At 73.1% G+C, this 13,350-nt stretch carries 11 protein-coding genes and 1 pseudogene; 4 read left to right on the forward strand and 8 right to left on the reverse strand.

All coding sequences use genetic code 11. The features are described 5' to 3' along the window. Positions 1-30: 30 nt before the first annotated feature. The 5 genes from efeB to CP984_RS29390 are packed head-to-tail and all read right to left on the reverse strand — an operon-like array spanning position 31 to position 5,774. Positions 31-1,383 (reverse strand): iron uptake transporter deferrochelatase/peroxidase subunit, encoded by a 1,353-nt coding sequence (gene efeB, locus CP984_RS29370; RefSeq protein WP_050498772.1) that lies wholly within the window; start codon positions 1,381-1,383, stop codon positions 31-33. A 19-nt stretch (positions 1,384-1,402) separates the two neighbouring features. Continuing rightward, positions 1,403-2,560 (reverse strand): iron uptake system protein EfeO, encoded by a 1,158-nt coding sequence (gene efeO / locus CP984_RS29375; RefSeq protein WP_003987289.1) that lies wholly within the window; start codon positions 2,558-2,560, stop codon positions 1,403-1,405. A gap of 49 nt (positions 2,561-2,609) precedes the next feature. Continuing rightward, positions 2,610-3,593, reverse strand: coding sequence for a heme ABC transporter ATP-binding protein (locus tag CP984_RS29380; protein WP_003987288.1), 984 nt, complete (start codon positions 3,591-3,593; stop codon positions 2,610-2,612). Then, complete coding sequence (locus tag CP984_RS29385) at positions 3,590-4,690, reverse strand: FecCD family ABC transporter permease (protein WP_003987287.1); 1,101 nt, start codon at positions 4,688-4,690, stop codon at positions 3,590-3,592. The genes CP984_RS29380 and CP984_RS29385 overlap by 4 nt, the downstream gene beginning before the upstream one ends. A gap of 1 nt (position 4,691) precedes the next feature. Next, on the reverse strand, positions 4,692-5,774 hold the full coding sequence (locus CP984_RS29390; RefSeq protein WP_030312098.1) for a heme/hemin ABC transporter substrate-binding protein: 1,083 nt from the start codon (positions 5,772-5,774) through the stop codon (positions 4,692-4,694). Between the two features lie 139 nt (positions 5,775-5,913). Between CP984_RS29390 and CP984_RS29395 the strand changes: the two genes are divergently transcribed. From CP984_RS29395 to CP984_RS29410, 3 genes are all read left to right on the forward strand, one after another. Continuing rightward, complete coding sequence (locus tag CP984_RS29395; protein WP_003986725.1) at positions 5,914-7,353, forward strand: HtaA domain-containing protein; 1,440 nt, start codon at positions 5,914-5,916, stop codon at positions 7,351-7,353. 46 nt (positions 7,354-7,399) lie between these two features. Further along, positions 7,400-9,007 carry an HtaA domain-containing protein gene (locus tag CP984_RS29400; protein ID WP_003986724.1) on the forward strand — a complete coding sequence of 536 codons (1,608 nt, stop codon included), beginning with the start codon at positions 7,400-7,402 and terminating at the stop codon, positions 9,005-9,007. Between the two features lie 221 nt (positions 9,008-9,228). Then, a complete protein-coding gene (locus tag CP984_RS29410; RefSeq protein WP_003986723.1) occupies positions 9,229-9,921 on the forward strand; it encodes a PhzF family phenazine biosynthesis protein in 693 nt (230 codons plus the stop codon). Between the two features lie 4 nt (positions 9,922-9,925). Here CP984_RS29410 and CP984_RS29415 read toward each other — a convergent pair whose 3' ends face one another. Both CP984_RS29415 and map read right to left on the reverse strand, forming a co-directional pair. Then, positions 9,926-10,615: a biliverdin-producing heme oxygenase gene (locus CP984_RS29415; protein WP_003986722.1), complete on the reverse strand. Its 690-nt coding sequence runs from the start codon at positions 10,613-10,615 to the stop codon at positions 9,926-9,928. A 221-nt stretch (positions 10,616-10,836) separates the two neighbouring features. Continuing rightward, positions 10,837-11,694 (reverse strand): type I methionyl aminopeptidase, encoded by an 858-nt coding sequence (map, locus tag CP984_RS29420; protein WP_003986721.1) that lies wholly within the window; start codon positions 11,692-11,694, stop codon positions 10,837-10,839. Between the two features lie 67 nt (positions 11,695-11,761). Between map and CP984_RS29425 the strand changes: the two genes are divergently transcribed. Then, positions 11,762-11,998 (forward strand): hypothetical protein, encoded by a 237-nt coding sequence (locus CP984_RS29425; RefSeq protein ID WP_003986720.1) that lies wholly within the window; start codon positions 11,762-11,764, stop codon positions 11,996-11,998. An 88-nt stretch (positions 11,999-12,086) separates the two neighbouring features. Here the strand turns inward: CP984_RS29425 and CP984_RS29430 are convergent. Beyond that, a pseudogene (locus tag CP984_RS29430) lies at positions 12,087-13,342 on the reverse strand (MFS transporter). Between the last annotated feature and the right edge of the window lie 8 nt (positions 13,343-13,350).

A 13,350-nucleotide genomic window follows, 5' to 3' on the forward strand; every position in this document is an offset into this window, starting at 1 on the left:
AGGTCCTTCCTTTCCCTTGCGGTGCCGCCGTCAGGCGAACAGCCCGCGTCCCCACCAGTCGTCGGCCCCGCCGACGCCCGGCGGGATCGCGAAGAGCGCCGAACCCACGTGCTGGATGTATTCGTTGAGCGCGTCGTGGCGCGCCAGCCGCTGCTGGAGGGGGACGAAGCCCTGGCGCACGTCCCGCTGGTAGGCGAGGAAGAACAGGCCCGCGTCCAGCCGGCCCAGCCCGTCCGTGCCGTCGGTGAAGGAGTAGCCGCGGCGCAGGATGCGGATGCCGTCGTTGGAGTCCGGGTGCGCCAGGCGTACGTGCGAGGTCGGCGGCATCGACGGCAGGTGCGGCGCGTCGTGCTCGTTCTTGCGCCCGACCGCCGCGCCCTCGCCCTTGTCCCGCCCGAAGATGTCCTCCTGTTCGCGCAGCGAGGTGCGGTCCCAGGTCTCGATGTGCATCCGGATGCGGCGCGCCACCAGGTACGAGCCGCCGGCCATCCACGCGCCGCCGCCCTTCTCGTCCCGCGCGCCGACCCACACGTGCTGTTCCAGGGCCTTGGCGTCGGTGCCCGCGATGTTCCGGGTGCCGTCCTTGAAGCCGAACATGTTGCGCGGGGTCTGCGCGTCGGGCGTCGTCGAGGAGGTCTTGCCGAAGCCCAGCTGGGACCAGCGCACGGCGACCTTGCCGAAGCCGATCCGCGCCAGGTTGCGTATCGCGTGCACGGCGACCTGCGGGTCGTCGGCACACGCCTGTACGCACAGGTCGCCGCCGCCGCGCGCCGGGTCGAGGTTGTCGCCGGGGAACCGCGGCAGGTCCACCAGCGCCGCGGGCCGCCGGTCCCGGAGGCCGAAGCGGTCCTTGCCGCCGGACTCGAACAGCGTCGGGCCGATGCCGAAGGTGAGGGTGAGCCGGGACGGCGGAAGGCCCAGTGCCTCGCCGGTGTCGTCCGGCGGGGCTTCGGCGAGCGAGCCGATGGCGCCGGAGCCGATCTGGGAGCCGGCGGTCATCCGCGCGGCGGCCTGTGTCCACTCCTTGAGGAGGGCGATCAGCTCCGCCCGGTCGTCGGTCTTCACGTCGAACGCCGCGAAGTGCAGCCGGTCCTGGACGGCGGTGGCGATACCGGCCTGGTGCGCGCCGTGGAAGGGCACGGCCTCGGCGGGCCGGGCGGCCGCGGCGGGCGCCGCGTCGCTTCCGGTGCGCAGTGCCGCCGCCGTACCGCCGGCCGCGACCGCGCCGAGCGCGAGCCCGGCACCGCCCCAGCCGAGCAGCGCGCGGCGCGAGGGCGTACGGGGCTGCGCGGCCTCCGGCGCCGCCGCGCCTTCCGTACCGGCTTCCGCCCCCGGACCCGCCGCGCCTTCGGTACCGCTCTTCTTCGTCTCGCCGTTCGTCATGACGTCCCGCCTCCTGCCGTTACTTGGCGGTCGCCACGGCGGCGGCCAGCTTCGACAGCGGCTCGGCGAGCGCGTTGACGCCGTCGGACAGTTCCTTGCGCTCGTCCTTGCCGACGGTGTCGTACGCGGCGAAGCCGTCGGGGGAGCCGCTGTCGCGGTGCCGGTCCAGCAGCGCGCGGATCGCCGCGAACTGCTTGTCCAGCTCCTTGGTGAGCTCCGGGCGGCGCTCGGCGGCGACCGGCTTCAGCAGCTCGTACGCCTTCTGCGCGCCCTCGACGTTGGCCTGGAAGTCGCTCAGGTCGGTGTGGCTGTAGCGCTCCTCCTCACCGGTGACCTTGCCGGTGGCGACCTCGTCGAGGAGTTCCTTGGCGCCGTTGGCCATGCTGGTCGGGGTGATCTCGGCCTTGCCGACCCGCTTTCGCCAGTCCTCCAGGTCGGTGATCAGCCGGTCCGCCAGCTTCTTGTCGTCGGCGGTGATCTCCTTCTTCTCCCAGAGGGACTGCTCCAGCTTGTGCCAGCCGGTCCACTGCTGCCCGTCCTCCAGGCCGTCGGCGCGCACATCGACCTTGGGGTCGATGTCGCCGAACGACTCGGCGACCGGCTCGGTGCGCTCCCAGCCGGTGCGCGAGACGGCGTACGCCTTCTTCGCGGCCTCGATGTCCCCGGCCTTCACCGCGTCCGCGAACTTCCGCGCCTCGGGCAGCGTCCGGTCGGCCTGCTCCTGGACGTAGGCGCGGTACGCGGCCACCGCCTTGTCCAGCTTCGGGTCGCGGGCCGGTGCCGTGCTCTTGCCGGTCGCCGTCACCTTCTGCCGGATGCCGCTGCCCTTCATGCCGGGCTTGCAGGCGATCTCGTAGGTGCCGGGCGCGATCTCGGCGACGATGTCCGCGCCGGTGCCGGGGCCGATGTTCTCCCGTTCGGTGACGATGCGGTCGCCGGGCGCGTAGACGTACACCTCGGTGACCTTGGTGCCCTTGTTCTTGACGGCGAGCCGCAGGTGTCCGGCGGGGAACTCCTTCTTCGACACCGCGCAGCCGTCGTCCGTCGCCGTCACGTGTACCGCGCCGTCCTGTGCGTCGTCGGCCGCCGCGTCGCTTTTCTGGGCGCAGCCGGAAACGGCGGTGAGGGTCGCGGCCACGGCGGCGGTGACGGCGGCGGCAGAGCGGAGGGCTCGCATACGGGACTCCAGGCGTGCGGAGGAAGGGCGGTCGGCCACTAAGGACGCCCTAACTTATCTGAGGCTTACCTGAACAATTCCCGTCCTGCCCAGTGATCCCGCTCTCACTGGCCACGGGCCCGTCACGGATGGTCGGCGGTATGGACACGGAACGGCAATGCATCGGCAAAGGTAAGGGTCGTGGTTCCCGCAAGGGCATGACCAGCGGTGTACCGGTGCGCGGGTGGCCGATCACCTCGACCGGCTGCCGGTAGACCCGGCTCAGCAGCCCGGCCTCGAACATCTCGGCAGGCGGCCCCTGCGCGGCGATCCGCCCGTCGTGCAGCAGCGCCGCCCGGTCCGCGTACGCCGCCGCCAGCCCCAGATCGTGCAGGACCACCGCGACCGCGGCACCCGCCGCGGCCCGCTCCCGGCACAGCCGCAGCACCAGTTCCTGATGGCGCAGGTCCAGCGCGGCGGTCGGCTCGTCGAGCAGCAGCAGCGGGGCGCGCTGCGCCAGGACGCGCGCGAGCGCCACCCGGGCGCGTTCGCCGCCGGAGAGCGCGGAGAACGGCCGCTCCGCGAAGCCGGTCACCTCGGTCGCCGCCATCGCCTCCGCGACGGCGGCCTCGTCCTCGTCCTCGCGCTCCGTGCCGGACCAGGGCACCCGGCCCATCCGTACGACCTCCTCCACCGTGAACGGGAAGGACAGCGCGGCGGACTGCGGCAGGACCGCCCGGCGCAGGGCCAGTTCGGGCGCGGTCCAGCCGGTGGCCGGGCGGCCGTCGATACGGACCTCGCCGGTGGCGGCGGGCAGGTCGGCGGCGAGCGCCGCCAGGAGGGTGGACTTGCCCGCGCCGTTCGGCCCGACGAGCGCCAGCACCCGGCCCGCGGTGACCTCCAGGTCCACCCCGTCCAGCACGGTACGCGCACCCAGCCGTACGCCCAGCCCGTCGGCCCGCGCGTACGCCGTACCCACGGGCACCGGCCCGGGGAGCGTACGGGCGCGTCCCGCGAGCCACGTACCGAGCAGCGGAATCCGGCCGCGGTTCATGCCCAGCCCCCTTGCTTGCGACGGGTCCTGCGCAGCAGCCAGAAGAAGAACGGGCTGCCGAACAGGGCGGTCAGGACGCCCAGCGGCAGCTCCGCGGGCTGGGCCGCCGTGCGTGCGGCGAGGTCGGCGACGACCAGCACCAGCGCGCCGCCCAGGGCGCTGCCCGGGATCAGGAAGCGGTGCCCGGGGCCGGCCGCCATCCGCAGCAGGTGCGGTACGAGCAGGCCGACGAAGGTGATGACGCCGGCCACCGCCACGGCCGCCGCGGTGAGCAGCGCGACGACCAGGATGAGGACGACGCGCAGCCGCTCCACGTCCACGCCGAGGTGCCGGGCCGGGCGTTCGCCGAGCGCCAGGAGGTCCAGTTTGCGGGCGTGGAAGGGGGCGACGGCCAGTCCGGCGACGGCGCACGGCAGGACCGCCAGCACCTTGGGCCACACGGCCTGCGACAGCGAGCCGAGCTGCCAGAACGTGATCTGCGAGAGCTGCGCGTTGTCGGCGAAGAAGAGGAACAGGCCGATCAGCGCGCCCGCGAAGGCGTTCACCGCGATGCCGGTGAGGATGAGGGTGACGACCTCGGTACGGCCGCCGGAGCGGGACAGCGCGTAGACGATCAGTACGGTCAGCAGGCCGGTGGCGAACGCGCAGGCCGGCACCGTCCACGTACCGAGGAAGCCGAGCCCGAGGGCGATGGCGCCGACCGCGCCCACCGCCGCGCCCGACGAGATGCCGATGACGCCCGGCTCGGCCAGCGGATTGCCGAACACGCCCTGCATGAGGGCGCCCGCGCAGCCGAGCGAGGAGCCGACGAGCAGCGCCAGGGCGACGCGCGGCAGCCGCACGTTCCACAGCACGCTCTCGCCCACCCGGTCCAACGCGGCGCCGCCCAGCCCGAGATGGTGCAGCAGCGAGCCGAGGACATCGCCGAGCGGAATGCGGTACGCGCCGAGCCCGGCGGAGAGCAGACAGCCCGCGAGAAGGGCGAGGGCGAGGGCGGCGGTGAGGAGGGCGGTGCGGGAGCGGCGGGGCCGGTCGCGGGTGGCGTCCGGGCGGGGCGCGGTGGTGGCGGCCGTGTCCTCGCGGGGAAGTGCCGTCATCTCACTTTCCCTTGGCGGGGGCGTCGGTGTGGATCTGCCGGATCAGGGAGCGCAGCACCGTGTCCGTGCGCGGCCCGAAGTTGAGCAGCACGCCGTCGTCGATGGAGGCCACCCGCCGGTCCATTCCGGCCGGTGTCTGCGCCACGCCGGGGATCTTCACCAGTCCGTCGATCCCGCCGACGGACTCCAGCCCCTTGCGCATCACCAGGATCACGTCCGGCGCGGCCTTCGCCAGCGCCTCGCTCGTGATCGGCGTGAAGTCCTTCTTCAGCCCGGACTCCTTGCCCGCATCGACGCCGCCCGCCGCCTCGATCAGCGAGTCGGCGCCGGACCCGGCGCCCCCGATGAGGTAGACGGAGGCCGAGCCGCGCAGGTAGAGGAAGGCCACCCGGGGCCGTTCGCCCGCCGCGCCGCCGTGCGGAACGCCCTTCTGGACGGCCTTGATCCGCTCGTCGGTGCGCGCCTTGAGCGCGTCGCCCGCCTTCGGTACGCCGAGTGCCGCCGCCACCGCGTCGATACGGGTGTCCACGTCGGCCAGCCGCGTCGCGGGCTTGAGCGTGACGACCGGGACACCGGCCTCCCGTATCTGGCCGATGGCCTCCGCCGGTCCCGTGGAGGTGTCCGCCAGCACCACGTCCGGCTTGAGCGACAGCACGTTCTCCGCCGACACATCGTGCGCGCGGGTCACCACGGGCAGCTTCTCCGCCTGGTCGAAGGTGGCGGTGATGTCGCGCGCGACGACCCGGCCGCCGAGCCCGAGGGAGAAGACGATCTCCGAGAGGGAGCCGGTGAGCGGCACGATCCGGTCGGCCTTGCGGACCGTCACGTCGTGGCCGTCGGCGGACCGTACGGTCGCGGGCAGCGCGGGCCGGGGCGCGGGGCCGGACAGGGGCTCGACGTGGTCGGCGGCGGGGGTGGCGGCGGGCCGGTCCGGGGGAGCGGCGGCCGTGCCGCCGCCGCAGCCGGTGAGCGCGAGGGCGAAGGCCAGGGCGGCGGCGAGCGCCGCGGCGGGGTGTGACAGGCGCCGGGGGACCGGCCCCCGGGGCAGGCGCCGGCGGACCGGCCCCCGGATGGTTGCTGTCACTGTCCCGCCTTTCTGTGTACGCCGGTTGGGCCGGTCCTGTGGTGACGGGGAGGCTCGGGGCGACTCCCGGGGCTCCGTATCCGGCCACGCTCACCTTAGGTTAGCCTTACCTTATTCGCTAGCCCTGGAGGGGTCCCCGATGCTGCCGTTCAGACCGGCCGGCGGCCGCGTGCGCGGCCGTGCCCGCGTGCTCACCGCCGCTTTCCTGGTGGCGCTGCTGGGCACGCTGCTCCCCGCACTGCCCGCGGACACCGCACAGGCGGCAGCCCGCACGGTGGCGGGCGGGCGGCTGGACTGGGGCATCAAATCCTCCTTCCAGTCCTACGTCACCGGGCCCATCGCGCACGGGAGTTGGAACCTCACCGGCGGCGCCGCCACGGTCGGCGACAGCCGGTTCCGCTTCCACTCCGCGACCGGCGGTTACGACCCGGACAGCGGCGCCCTGACGGTCAGCTTCTCCGGCGGCGTCCACTTCACCGGCCACCGCAAGCCGGACGGCTCGTACGAACTGGACCTGACCATCAGCCGCCCCCAGGTCGCCGTCGCCGACGGCCGCGGCACCCTCTTCGCCGACATGACCAGCAAGGAGAAGGGCACCGGCCGCGTCACCATGGCCGCCCGGGTGCCGCTGGCCACGCTGGATCTCGGGGGTCTGGACACGCGCGGCGGCGGCACGCCGATCGCGCTCACCAACGTCCCGGCGAAGCTGACCGCGCAGGGCGCGCGGGCCTTCGCGGGGTACTACACGCAAGGCACGCAGCTCGATCCGGTGAGCCTGTCGGCGGACGTACGGGCCGGGGCGGAGGCCGGCCCGACGGCCACCCCGACCGGGGACGGCGACGACAAGGACACGGACGCGCCGCGCGGCACCTTCACCAATGCCGCCGTCGACTGGGGCGTGCGCCGCACCTTCCGCGAGTACGTCACCGGCGGCATCGCCAAGGGATCGTGGCACCTTTCCGACGGCGCCCAGGACGGCGGCGCGCTGTTCCGCTTCCCGCGCGGCAAGGGCACGTACGACGCCGAAAAGGGCACGCTGGACGCGGACTTCGCCGGAACCCTCCGCTTCACCGGCAAGAACCTGGACCTGACCCTGACCGCCGTCTCGGTCGAGGTGAAGGACGGCCGGGGCACCCTGTCCGCCGATGTCACCAGCGGCGGTACGCGCAGCGCCCACACCCCGCTGGCCACCTTCGACGCCGAACGGCTCACCCCGGAGAAGGGCCTGATCACCCTCACCGAGGTACCGGCGAAGCTCACCGCCGAGGGCGCGAAGGCATTCGGCGGCATGTACAGCGCGGGCACCGGCATGGATCCCGTCTCGCTCGCCGTGGCCGTCGACAAGAAGGCCGCGCTCCCCGCCCTCCCCGACCTCGGCACCGACCCGAAGGCCGCCGCCGGGGACGGGAAGCGGGCGAACCAGGCCCCGGCCGCCGCACCGGCCCCCGACTCCTCCCCGGTCTCCGCCCGCACCGTCACCCTCCTCGTCGCGGCCGGCGTGCTGCTCGTCGCCGTCGCCGCGTTCCTCGTCCTGCGCGCCCGCCGCCGTACCGCATCCACGGCGCCCCCGCAGGACTGACCCCGCCCGGCCCCACCGCACCCCCACCCAAGGAGAGCCACCGACCATGGCCGTTATACGCCGCCCGCTCGCCCTCGCGGCAGCCATCGCCACCGCCGCCACCACCGCGGCCCTGTGCCTGCCGACCGCCGCCACGGCCGCCCCCGCGGCCGGCGCGGCGGCACCGGAACTGGAGCTGAAGAACGGCACGCTCGACTGGGGCGTCAAGGAGTCCTTCCGCACGTACGTCAAGGGCATGGCGCTCGGCGACATCACCGCCGCCGACGGCGCCCGACAGGCCCCGGACAACGGCCCGTTCACCTTCACGGGCGGCACCGGCACGTACGACATGAGCACCCACGCCGTCGCCACCACCTTCAAGGGCAGCGTCCGCTTCACCTCGAAGGCGCACGGTTTTGACATCAAACTGGCGGACCTCAAGGTGGCCACCAAGGGGAAGACCGGGGCCATCACCGCGGACGTCACAGCGGCGGGCAAGACCCAGGACGACGTCGCGCTGGCCTCGCTCGACCTGTCGGGCGTACGGCCGGGCAACGGCTCGGGCGGCGCGATGACGTTCGCGAAGATCCCGGTCAAGCTGACCGCCAAGGGCGCCGAAGCGTTCAACGGCATGTACAAGGAGGGGCAGGAACTCGACCCGGCCACGCTGTCGGTGACGGCGGCGGGTACGCCCGGGAAGCGGGAGGAGCCGGGTACGCCGGGGAAGCCCGCGGAGCCGGGGAAGCCGGGCACCGGATCGGATTCGGGTTCGGGCTCGGGGCGCAATTCGGGCTCCGGCCATGACTCCGGCACCCGCACGCCCAACACCCCCAGCACCCCCAGCACGTCTGGCAAGAAGCGCACCGGCGGGTCCTTCTCGTCCTCCACCGCCGCGTCCCCGGCCGCCGCCTCCGACAAGATCGTCGACGGCACCCTCGACTGGGGCGTCAAGAAGTCCTTCCGCGACTACGTGACCGGCCCCATCGCCCACGGCAAGGCCGAACTCGCGGGCGGCGCCGCCACCTCCGCCGCCGGCTACCGCTTCCCGAAGGGCCACGGCACGTTCGACGGCGCCACGTCCGCCCTCGCCGCGGAGTTCAACGGCTCGGTCCGCTTCACGGGCCACGAGGGCGCGCTCGACCTGAAGTTCAGCAACCTCAAGGTCAAGGCCACCGGCACCAAGGGCACGCTGGTCGCGGACGTCTCGGCGAAGTCCCGCGCCACCGGCAAGGTCACCAACACCGCCGGCATGGCGCTCGCCGACCTCAAGGTCCCGTCCGGTGCCCTCGTCGCCAAGAACGGCGTCGTCACCCTCAAGAACGTCCCCGCGACGCTGACCGCCGCCGGTTCCAAGGCGTTCGAGAGCATGTACCAGCCGGGCCAGGCCCTCGACCCGGTGACGGCCACCGTCTCCGTCGACCCGGACGCGCAGCTTCCGGCGGGCGACGCCGGATCGGGTTCGGAGTCCGGTTCGGGCTCGGGCTCGTCCGGCGCGTCCGGCAGCGGCGCTGCCTCGTTCAGCAGCGGCGCGGGCACCGTCGGCGGCACGGGCGGCGGATCGCTCGCGGCCACCGGTGCTTCGACACCGACCGGCACGCTGGCGGGCGTGGCCGCCGGCCTGATCGCGGCGGGCGGTGCCGCCACCTACGCCGTACGCCGCCGCGCCACCCGCTGAATCACCGGGCCCATCCCGCCCCTACCCCCCCACCTTCCCGGGCCCCGCTTCCCCCTAGGGCCGCGCTCCCCACACCCCACCGGCGCGCCCCGGGCTCCGGGACCGGTCGTACCCGCCGCGCAATGCCTCCGCGCGGCGGGTACTCCGGCGTTCGGGGGCCGTCGTCCGTAACCGCGCACCCCGGTGGTCCGCCCCGGGCGCGGGCACGATGGAATACGGCCATGATCCCGACCCGCCCGGCCCATGCCCTCGATGTAGTACGCGTCTTCTGCGGCCCCGACGGCCAGGGCGGCAACCCGTTGGGCGTCATACCCGACGGAGCCGCCGTACCGGATCAGGCCGCGCGCCGAGCGGTGGCCGCCGAACTCGGCTTCAGCGAGACGGTGTTCATCGACGACGCGGACAGCGGACGGCTCGACATCCACACACCCAGCGTGCGGCTGCCCTTCGCCGGGCACCCTCTGGTCGGCACGGCGTGGCTGCTGCGACACCTGGGTCGGCCGGTGGACGTGCTGCGCCCGTCGGCCGGCGCGGTGCCGGTCATGTACGACGGGGCGGACGTGGTGTGGGTGCGCGGGCGGCCGGAGTGGTCGGCGGGGCGGCGTACGGAGGAGTACGCGACGCCCGCCGACGTGGATGCGCTGGACGGGCCGCCGCCCGGCGAAGGCCCGCTCTACGTATGGGCATGGCGGGACCGGGACGCGGGCACCGTGCGCGCCCGCTACTTCCCGCGCCGCGGCGACGGCATCGTGGAGGACGAGGCCACCGGCGCGGCGGCGCTCACCCTGACCCACGAACTGGGCCGGGCCCTGGACATCCGCCAGGGCACCGGCTCCCGCATCCGCACGCGGCCGTACCCGGACGGCACGATCGCCCTGGGCGGCAGCGTGCGGCCCGTACCGCCACGCCCCTAGCGGCTCACGCGCTCAGCGGGAACTCGGCGCCCAGACCCCGGAACACCGCCGTGTTGAGCGCGAAGGCCCGCTTGCACTCGTCGACCACCCGCTGCTTCTCCAGGTCGTCCACCGGCAGCGCGTCCAGCAGCTCCCGGTATTCGCGCTTGAAGGCGGCGGGGTTGCCTATGCCCTCGAAGACGTAGAACCGCACGCCGTCGCCCTTCCGCGCGAAGCCCCAGGTCTTCTCGGCCGTGCCGCGGATGATCTGGCCGCCGGAGAGGTCGCCCAGGTAGCGGGTGTAGTGGTGCGCCACGTACCCGGCGGGCCAGCGGCTCGCGCACTCGGTGATGCGCTCGGCGTACGCGGCGGTGGCCGGCAGGGGCGCGAGGCCGGTGCGCCAGGACGGGCCGCCGAGGTGGGCCAGGTCGCGCTCCAGCTCTGCCGTACGGGCCAGCTCGGGCCGGATGAACGGCCCGGCGACCGGGTCGTCGGCGAGCGCCTCGAAGGCGTCCTCCAGCGCGCGGTAGACGAACCACAGCTGCTCGGTGTAGCGCCGGTAGGCCGCGACGCCGAGTTTGCCGCCGAGCAGGTCACCCATGAAGGACGAGTTCTCGGCCTCCGTGTGCTGCTCGTGCGACGCCGTGCGGATCAGCGTGGAGAACGGCACCGCTGCGGCGGACTGCGCGGACGGGGTCGAGCTGGGCGCGGCCAAGACGGACCTCCGGGGACCGATGGGGTGCGTACGGGATCAGATTGTGGTTGGTTAGGCTTACCTAAGTCAACCTGATGCCGACGGGCTGTCGGTAAAACTTCCCGACACCCTGTCGGTAAAACCCTACCGTCGATGATCCCGGCGCGCAGCGAGATGGCAGCACTCAGGCCGGTACCCGCCGTGCGGGCCCCGGCCTGAGGAGAAGACGCGGAAAGCGCGGACTACGGAAGCGTGAGGATCTCCGCGCCGGTGTCCGTGACGACGAGGGTGTGCTCGAACTGCGCGGTCCGCTTGCGGTCCTTCGTCACCACCGTCCAGCCGTCCTCCCACATGTCGTACTCGTGGGTGCCCAGCGTCAGCATCGGCTCGATGGTGAAGGTCATACCGGGCTTGATGTCGGTGGTGTGGTGCGGGCTGTCGTAGTGCGGCACGATCAGCCCGGAGTGGAAGGACGTGTTGATCCCGTGGCCGGTGAAGTCCCGGACCACCCCGTAGCCGAAGCGCTTGGCGTACGACTCGATGACCCGGCCGATGATGTTGATCTGGCGGCCCGGCCGGACCGCCTTGATCGCCCGGTTGAGGGCCTCGCGGGTCCGCTCCACCAGCAGCTTGGACTCCTCGTCCACGTCGCCGCACAGGTAGGTGGCGTTGTTGTCGCCGTGCACACCGCCGATGTAGGCGGTCACGTCCAGGTTCACGATGTCGCCGTCTTTCAGGACGGTCGAGTCCGGGATGCCGTGGCAGATGACCTCGTTGACCGAGGAGCACAGCGACTTCGGGAAGCCGCGGTAGCCGAGGGTGGAGGGGTAGGCGCCGTGGTCGCACATGAACTCGTGGGCGACCCGGTCCAGTTCGTCGGTGGTCACGCCCGGCGCGATCAGCTTGGCGGCCTCCTCCATCGCCTGGGCGGCGATCCGCCCCGCGACGCGCATCCGCTCGATCGTTTCCGCGTCCTGCACCTCGGGACCCGTGTACGGCGTGGGGGCGGGCCTGCCCACGTATTCGGGGCGGGGGATCGAGGCGGGGACGGGACGGGTGGGGGAGATCTTCCCCGGGACAAGAAGCGACTGGCCAGACATGCCAGCGAGTGTATCCGCGGCCCATCGGGCAGGATGGCGGCACAGGAGTCGCACACAGGAGGCCACGATGGCGCTGTTCAAGAGGCGGACGGCCGGCAAGCCCGGTGAATGGTTCTACTGCCTCAAGCACGGAACGGTCGAAGAGGGCCCCCAGTGCCGCGCCGCCGACCGCTTCGGCCCGTACGCGACGCGCGAGGAGGCGGCCCACGCGATGCAGACCGCCCAGGAGCGCAACCTTGAGTGGGAGACCGATCCCCGGTGGCACGAGAAGAACGAGGAGAAGGGGCCGGGGGAGTCCGCGTAGGCGGGAGGAGCGCGCGTAGGGATGCGCCGGGCCGGACGCCTCCCAGCCCGGTGCGGCCGTCCAGCCGCCCGACCACGCCGTTGCCCGGCTACGCCGCCGCCGTCGTCTCCGTCTGCGCCCCGCGCACCTCGCGCATCCGTACCGCGTGCTCGTTGGTCCGCGCGTCATATGCCAGCAGCTTCGGCAGCGTGGTGGCCAGCGCCACCACCCCGGCCACACACAGCACGCCGCCCGCCCATACCGAGGTCCGTACGGATGTGACGGCCGCCATGCCGCCCGAGCGGACCTGGCCCAGCTGCGGCCCGACCGAGTACGACAGCAGCTCGATGCCCGCCAGCCGGCCGCGCAGCTCGTCGGGGATGGTCTGGTTCCACATGGCCGACCGGAAGATTCCGCTGACCATGTCGCAGGCTCCGGCCACGGCCAGGCTCAGCAGCACCAGCCAGACGTTGGACGCCCGGCCCGCGGCGGTCATGGCCAGCCCCCAGGCCGCCGCCGCGAACAGCACCGCCCGCCCGTGCCGGTGTACCCGTGAGGTCCAGCCGCTGGTCAGACTGACCACGCAGGACCCGGCAGGCAGCGCCGCGTACTCCCCCACGCCTTAAGGGCGCGGGAGGGGCCCCCACGCCCGAGCGCCCATGGCGCGCCCAAGTCGTCCGCCAGGAACGGGAAGATCGCCATCGGGAAGGCGAAGAGCATCGCGGTCAGATCGACGGCGTACGTACCGAGCAGTTCCTTGCGGCTCCAGGCGTATCAGGCGCCCTCCCAGATACCGCGCAGCGACGGCTTCTCGGCGTCGTGCGACGGGGGCGAGGCCGCCAGGCCGGCCGCGAGGGCGGCGGATATCGCGAACGTGACGGTGTCGATCGCGTACGCCCAGCGCAGCCCCGCGTACGCGATCAGCACACCGGCCAGGGCAGGTCCGGCGATGGCGCCGATCTGCCAGCGCAGGGCGTTCAGCGCGGACGCTGCGGGCAGCTGGTCGTGCGGGACGATACGCGGCACGATCGCGTCGATGGCCGGGCGCTGGAGTCCGGTCAGCGCGCTGGATGCCGCCACGATCACGTACAGCGGCCAGATCAGCGGGTGCGGCAGCAAGCTGTTGAGCAGCAGCAACACCGACAGCAGGCCGAGGGCCACCTCGGTCCACAGGATCAGCTTGCGGCGGTCCATGGTGTCCGCGAGCGCGCCGCCGTACAGGCCGAAGACGATCAGCGGCACGATCTCCACCGCGCCCACCGCGCCGACCGCGAGCGTCGAGCCGGTCAGCTCCTTGAGCTGGAACGGCACCGCGACCAGCGTCAGCCACGACCCGAACACGGTCACCGCGCACGCGCACCACATCCGGCGGA

The organism is Streptomyces rimosus (assembly GCF_008704655.1).
Taxonomy (GTDB): domain Bacteria; phylum Actinomycetota; class Actinomycetes; order Streptomycetales; family Streptomycetaceae; genus Streptomyces; species Streptomyces rimosus.

Excerpts from the sequence above, each read along its gene's own strand:
- efeB (WP_050498772.1), bottom strand. The coding sequence starts at position 1,383 with ATGACGAACGGCGAGACGAAGAAGAGCGGTACCGAAGGCGCGGCGGGT.
- efeO (WP_003987289.1), bottom strand. The coding sequence starts at position 2,560 with ATGCGAGCCCTCCGCTCTGCCGCCGCCGTCACCGCCGCCGTGGCCGCG.
- CP984_RS29380 (WP_003987288.1), bottom strand. The coding sequence starts at position 3,593 with ATGAACCGCGGCCGGATTCCGCTGCTCGGTACGTGGCTCGCGGGACGC.
- CP984_RS29385 (WP_003987287.1), bottom strand. The coding sequence starts at position 4,690 with ATGACGGCACTTCCCCGCGAGGACACGGCCGCCACCACCGCGCCCCGC.
- CP984_RS29395 (WP_003986725.1), top strand. The coding sequence starts at position 5,914 with ATGCTGCCGTTCAGACCGGCCGGCGGCCGCGTGCGCGGCCGTGCCCGC.
- CP984_RS29400 (WP_003986724.1), top strand. The coding sequence starts at position 7,400 with ATGGCCGTTATACGCCGCCCGCTCGCCCTCGCGGCAGCCATCGCCACC.
- CP984_RS29410 (WP_003986723.1), top strand. The coding sequence starts at position 9,229 with ATGATCCCGACCCGCCCGGCCCATGCCCTCGATGTAGTACGCGTCTTC.
- map (WP_003986721.1), bottom strand. The coding sequence starts at position 11,694 with ATGTCTGGCCAGTCGCTTCTTGTCCCGGGGAAGATCTCCCCCACCCGT.
- CP984_RS29425 (WP_003986720.1), top strand. The coding sequence starts at position 11,762 with ATGGCGCTGTTCAAGAGGCGGACGGCCGGCAAGCCCGGTGAATGGTTC.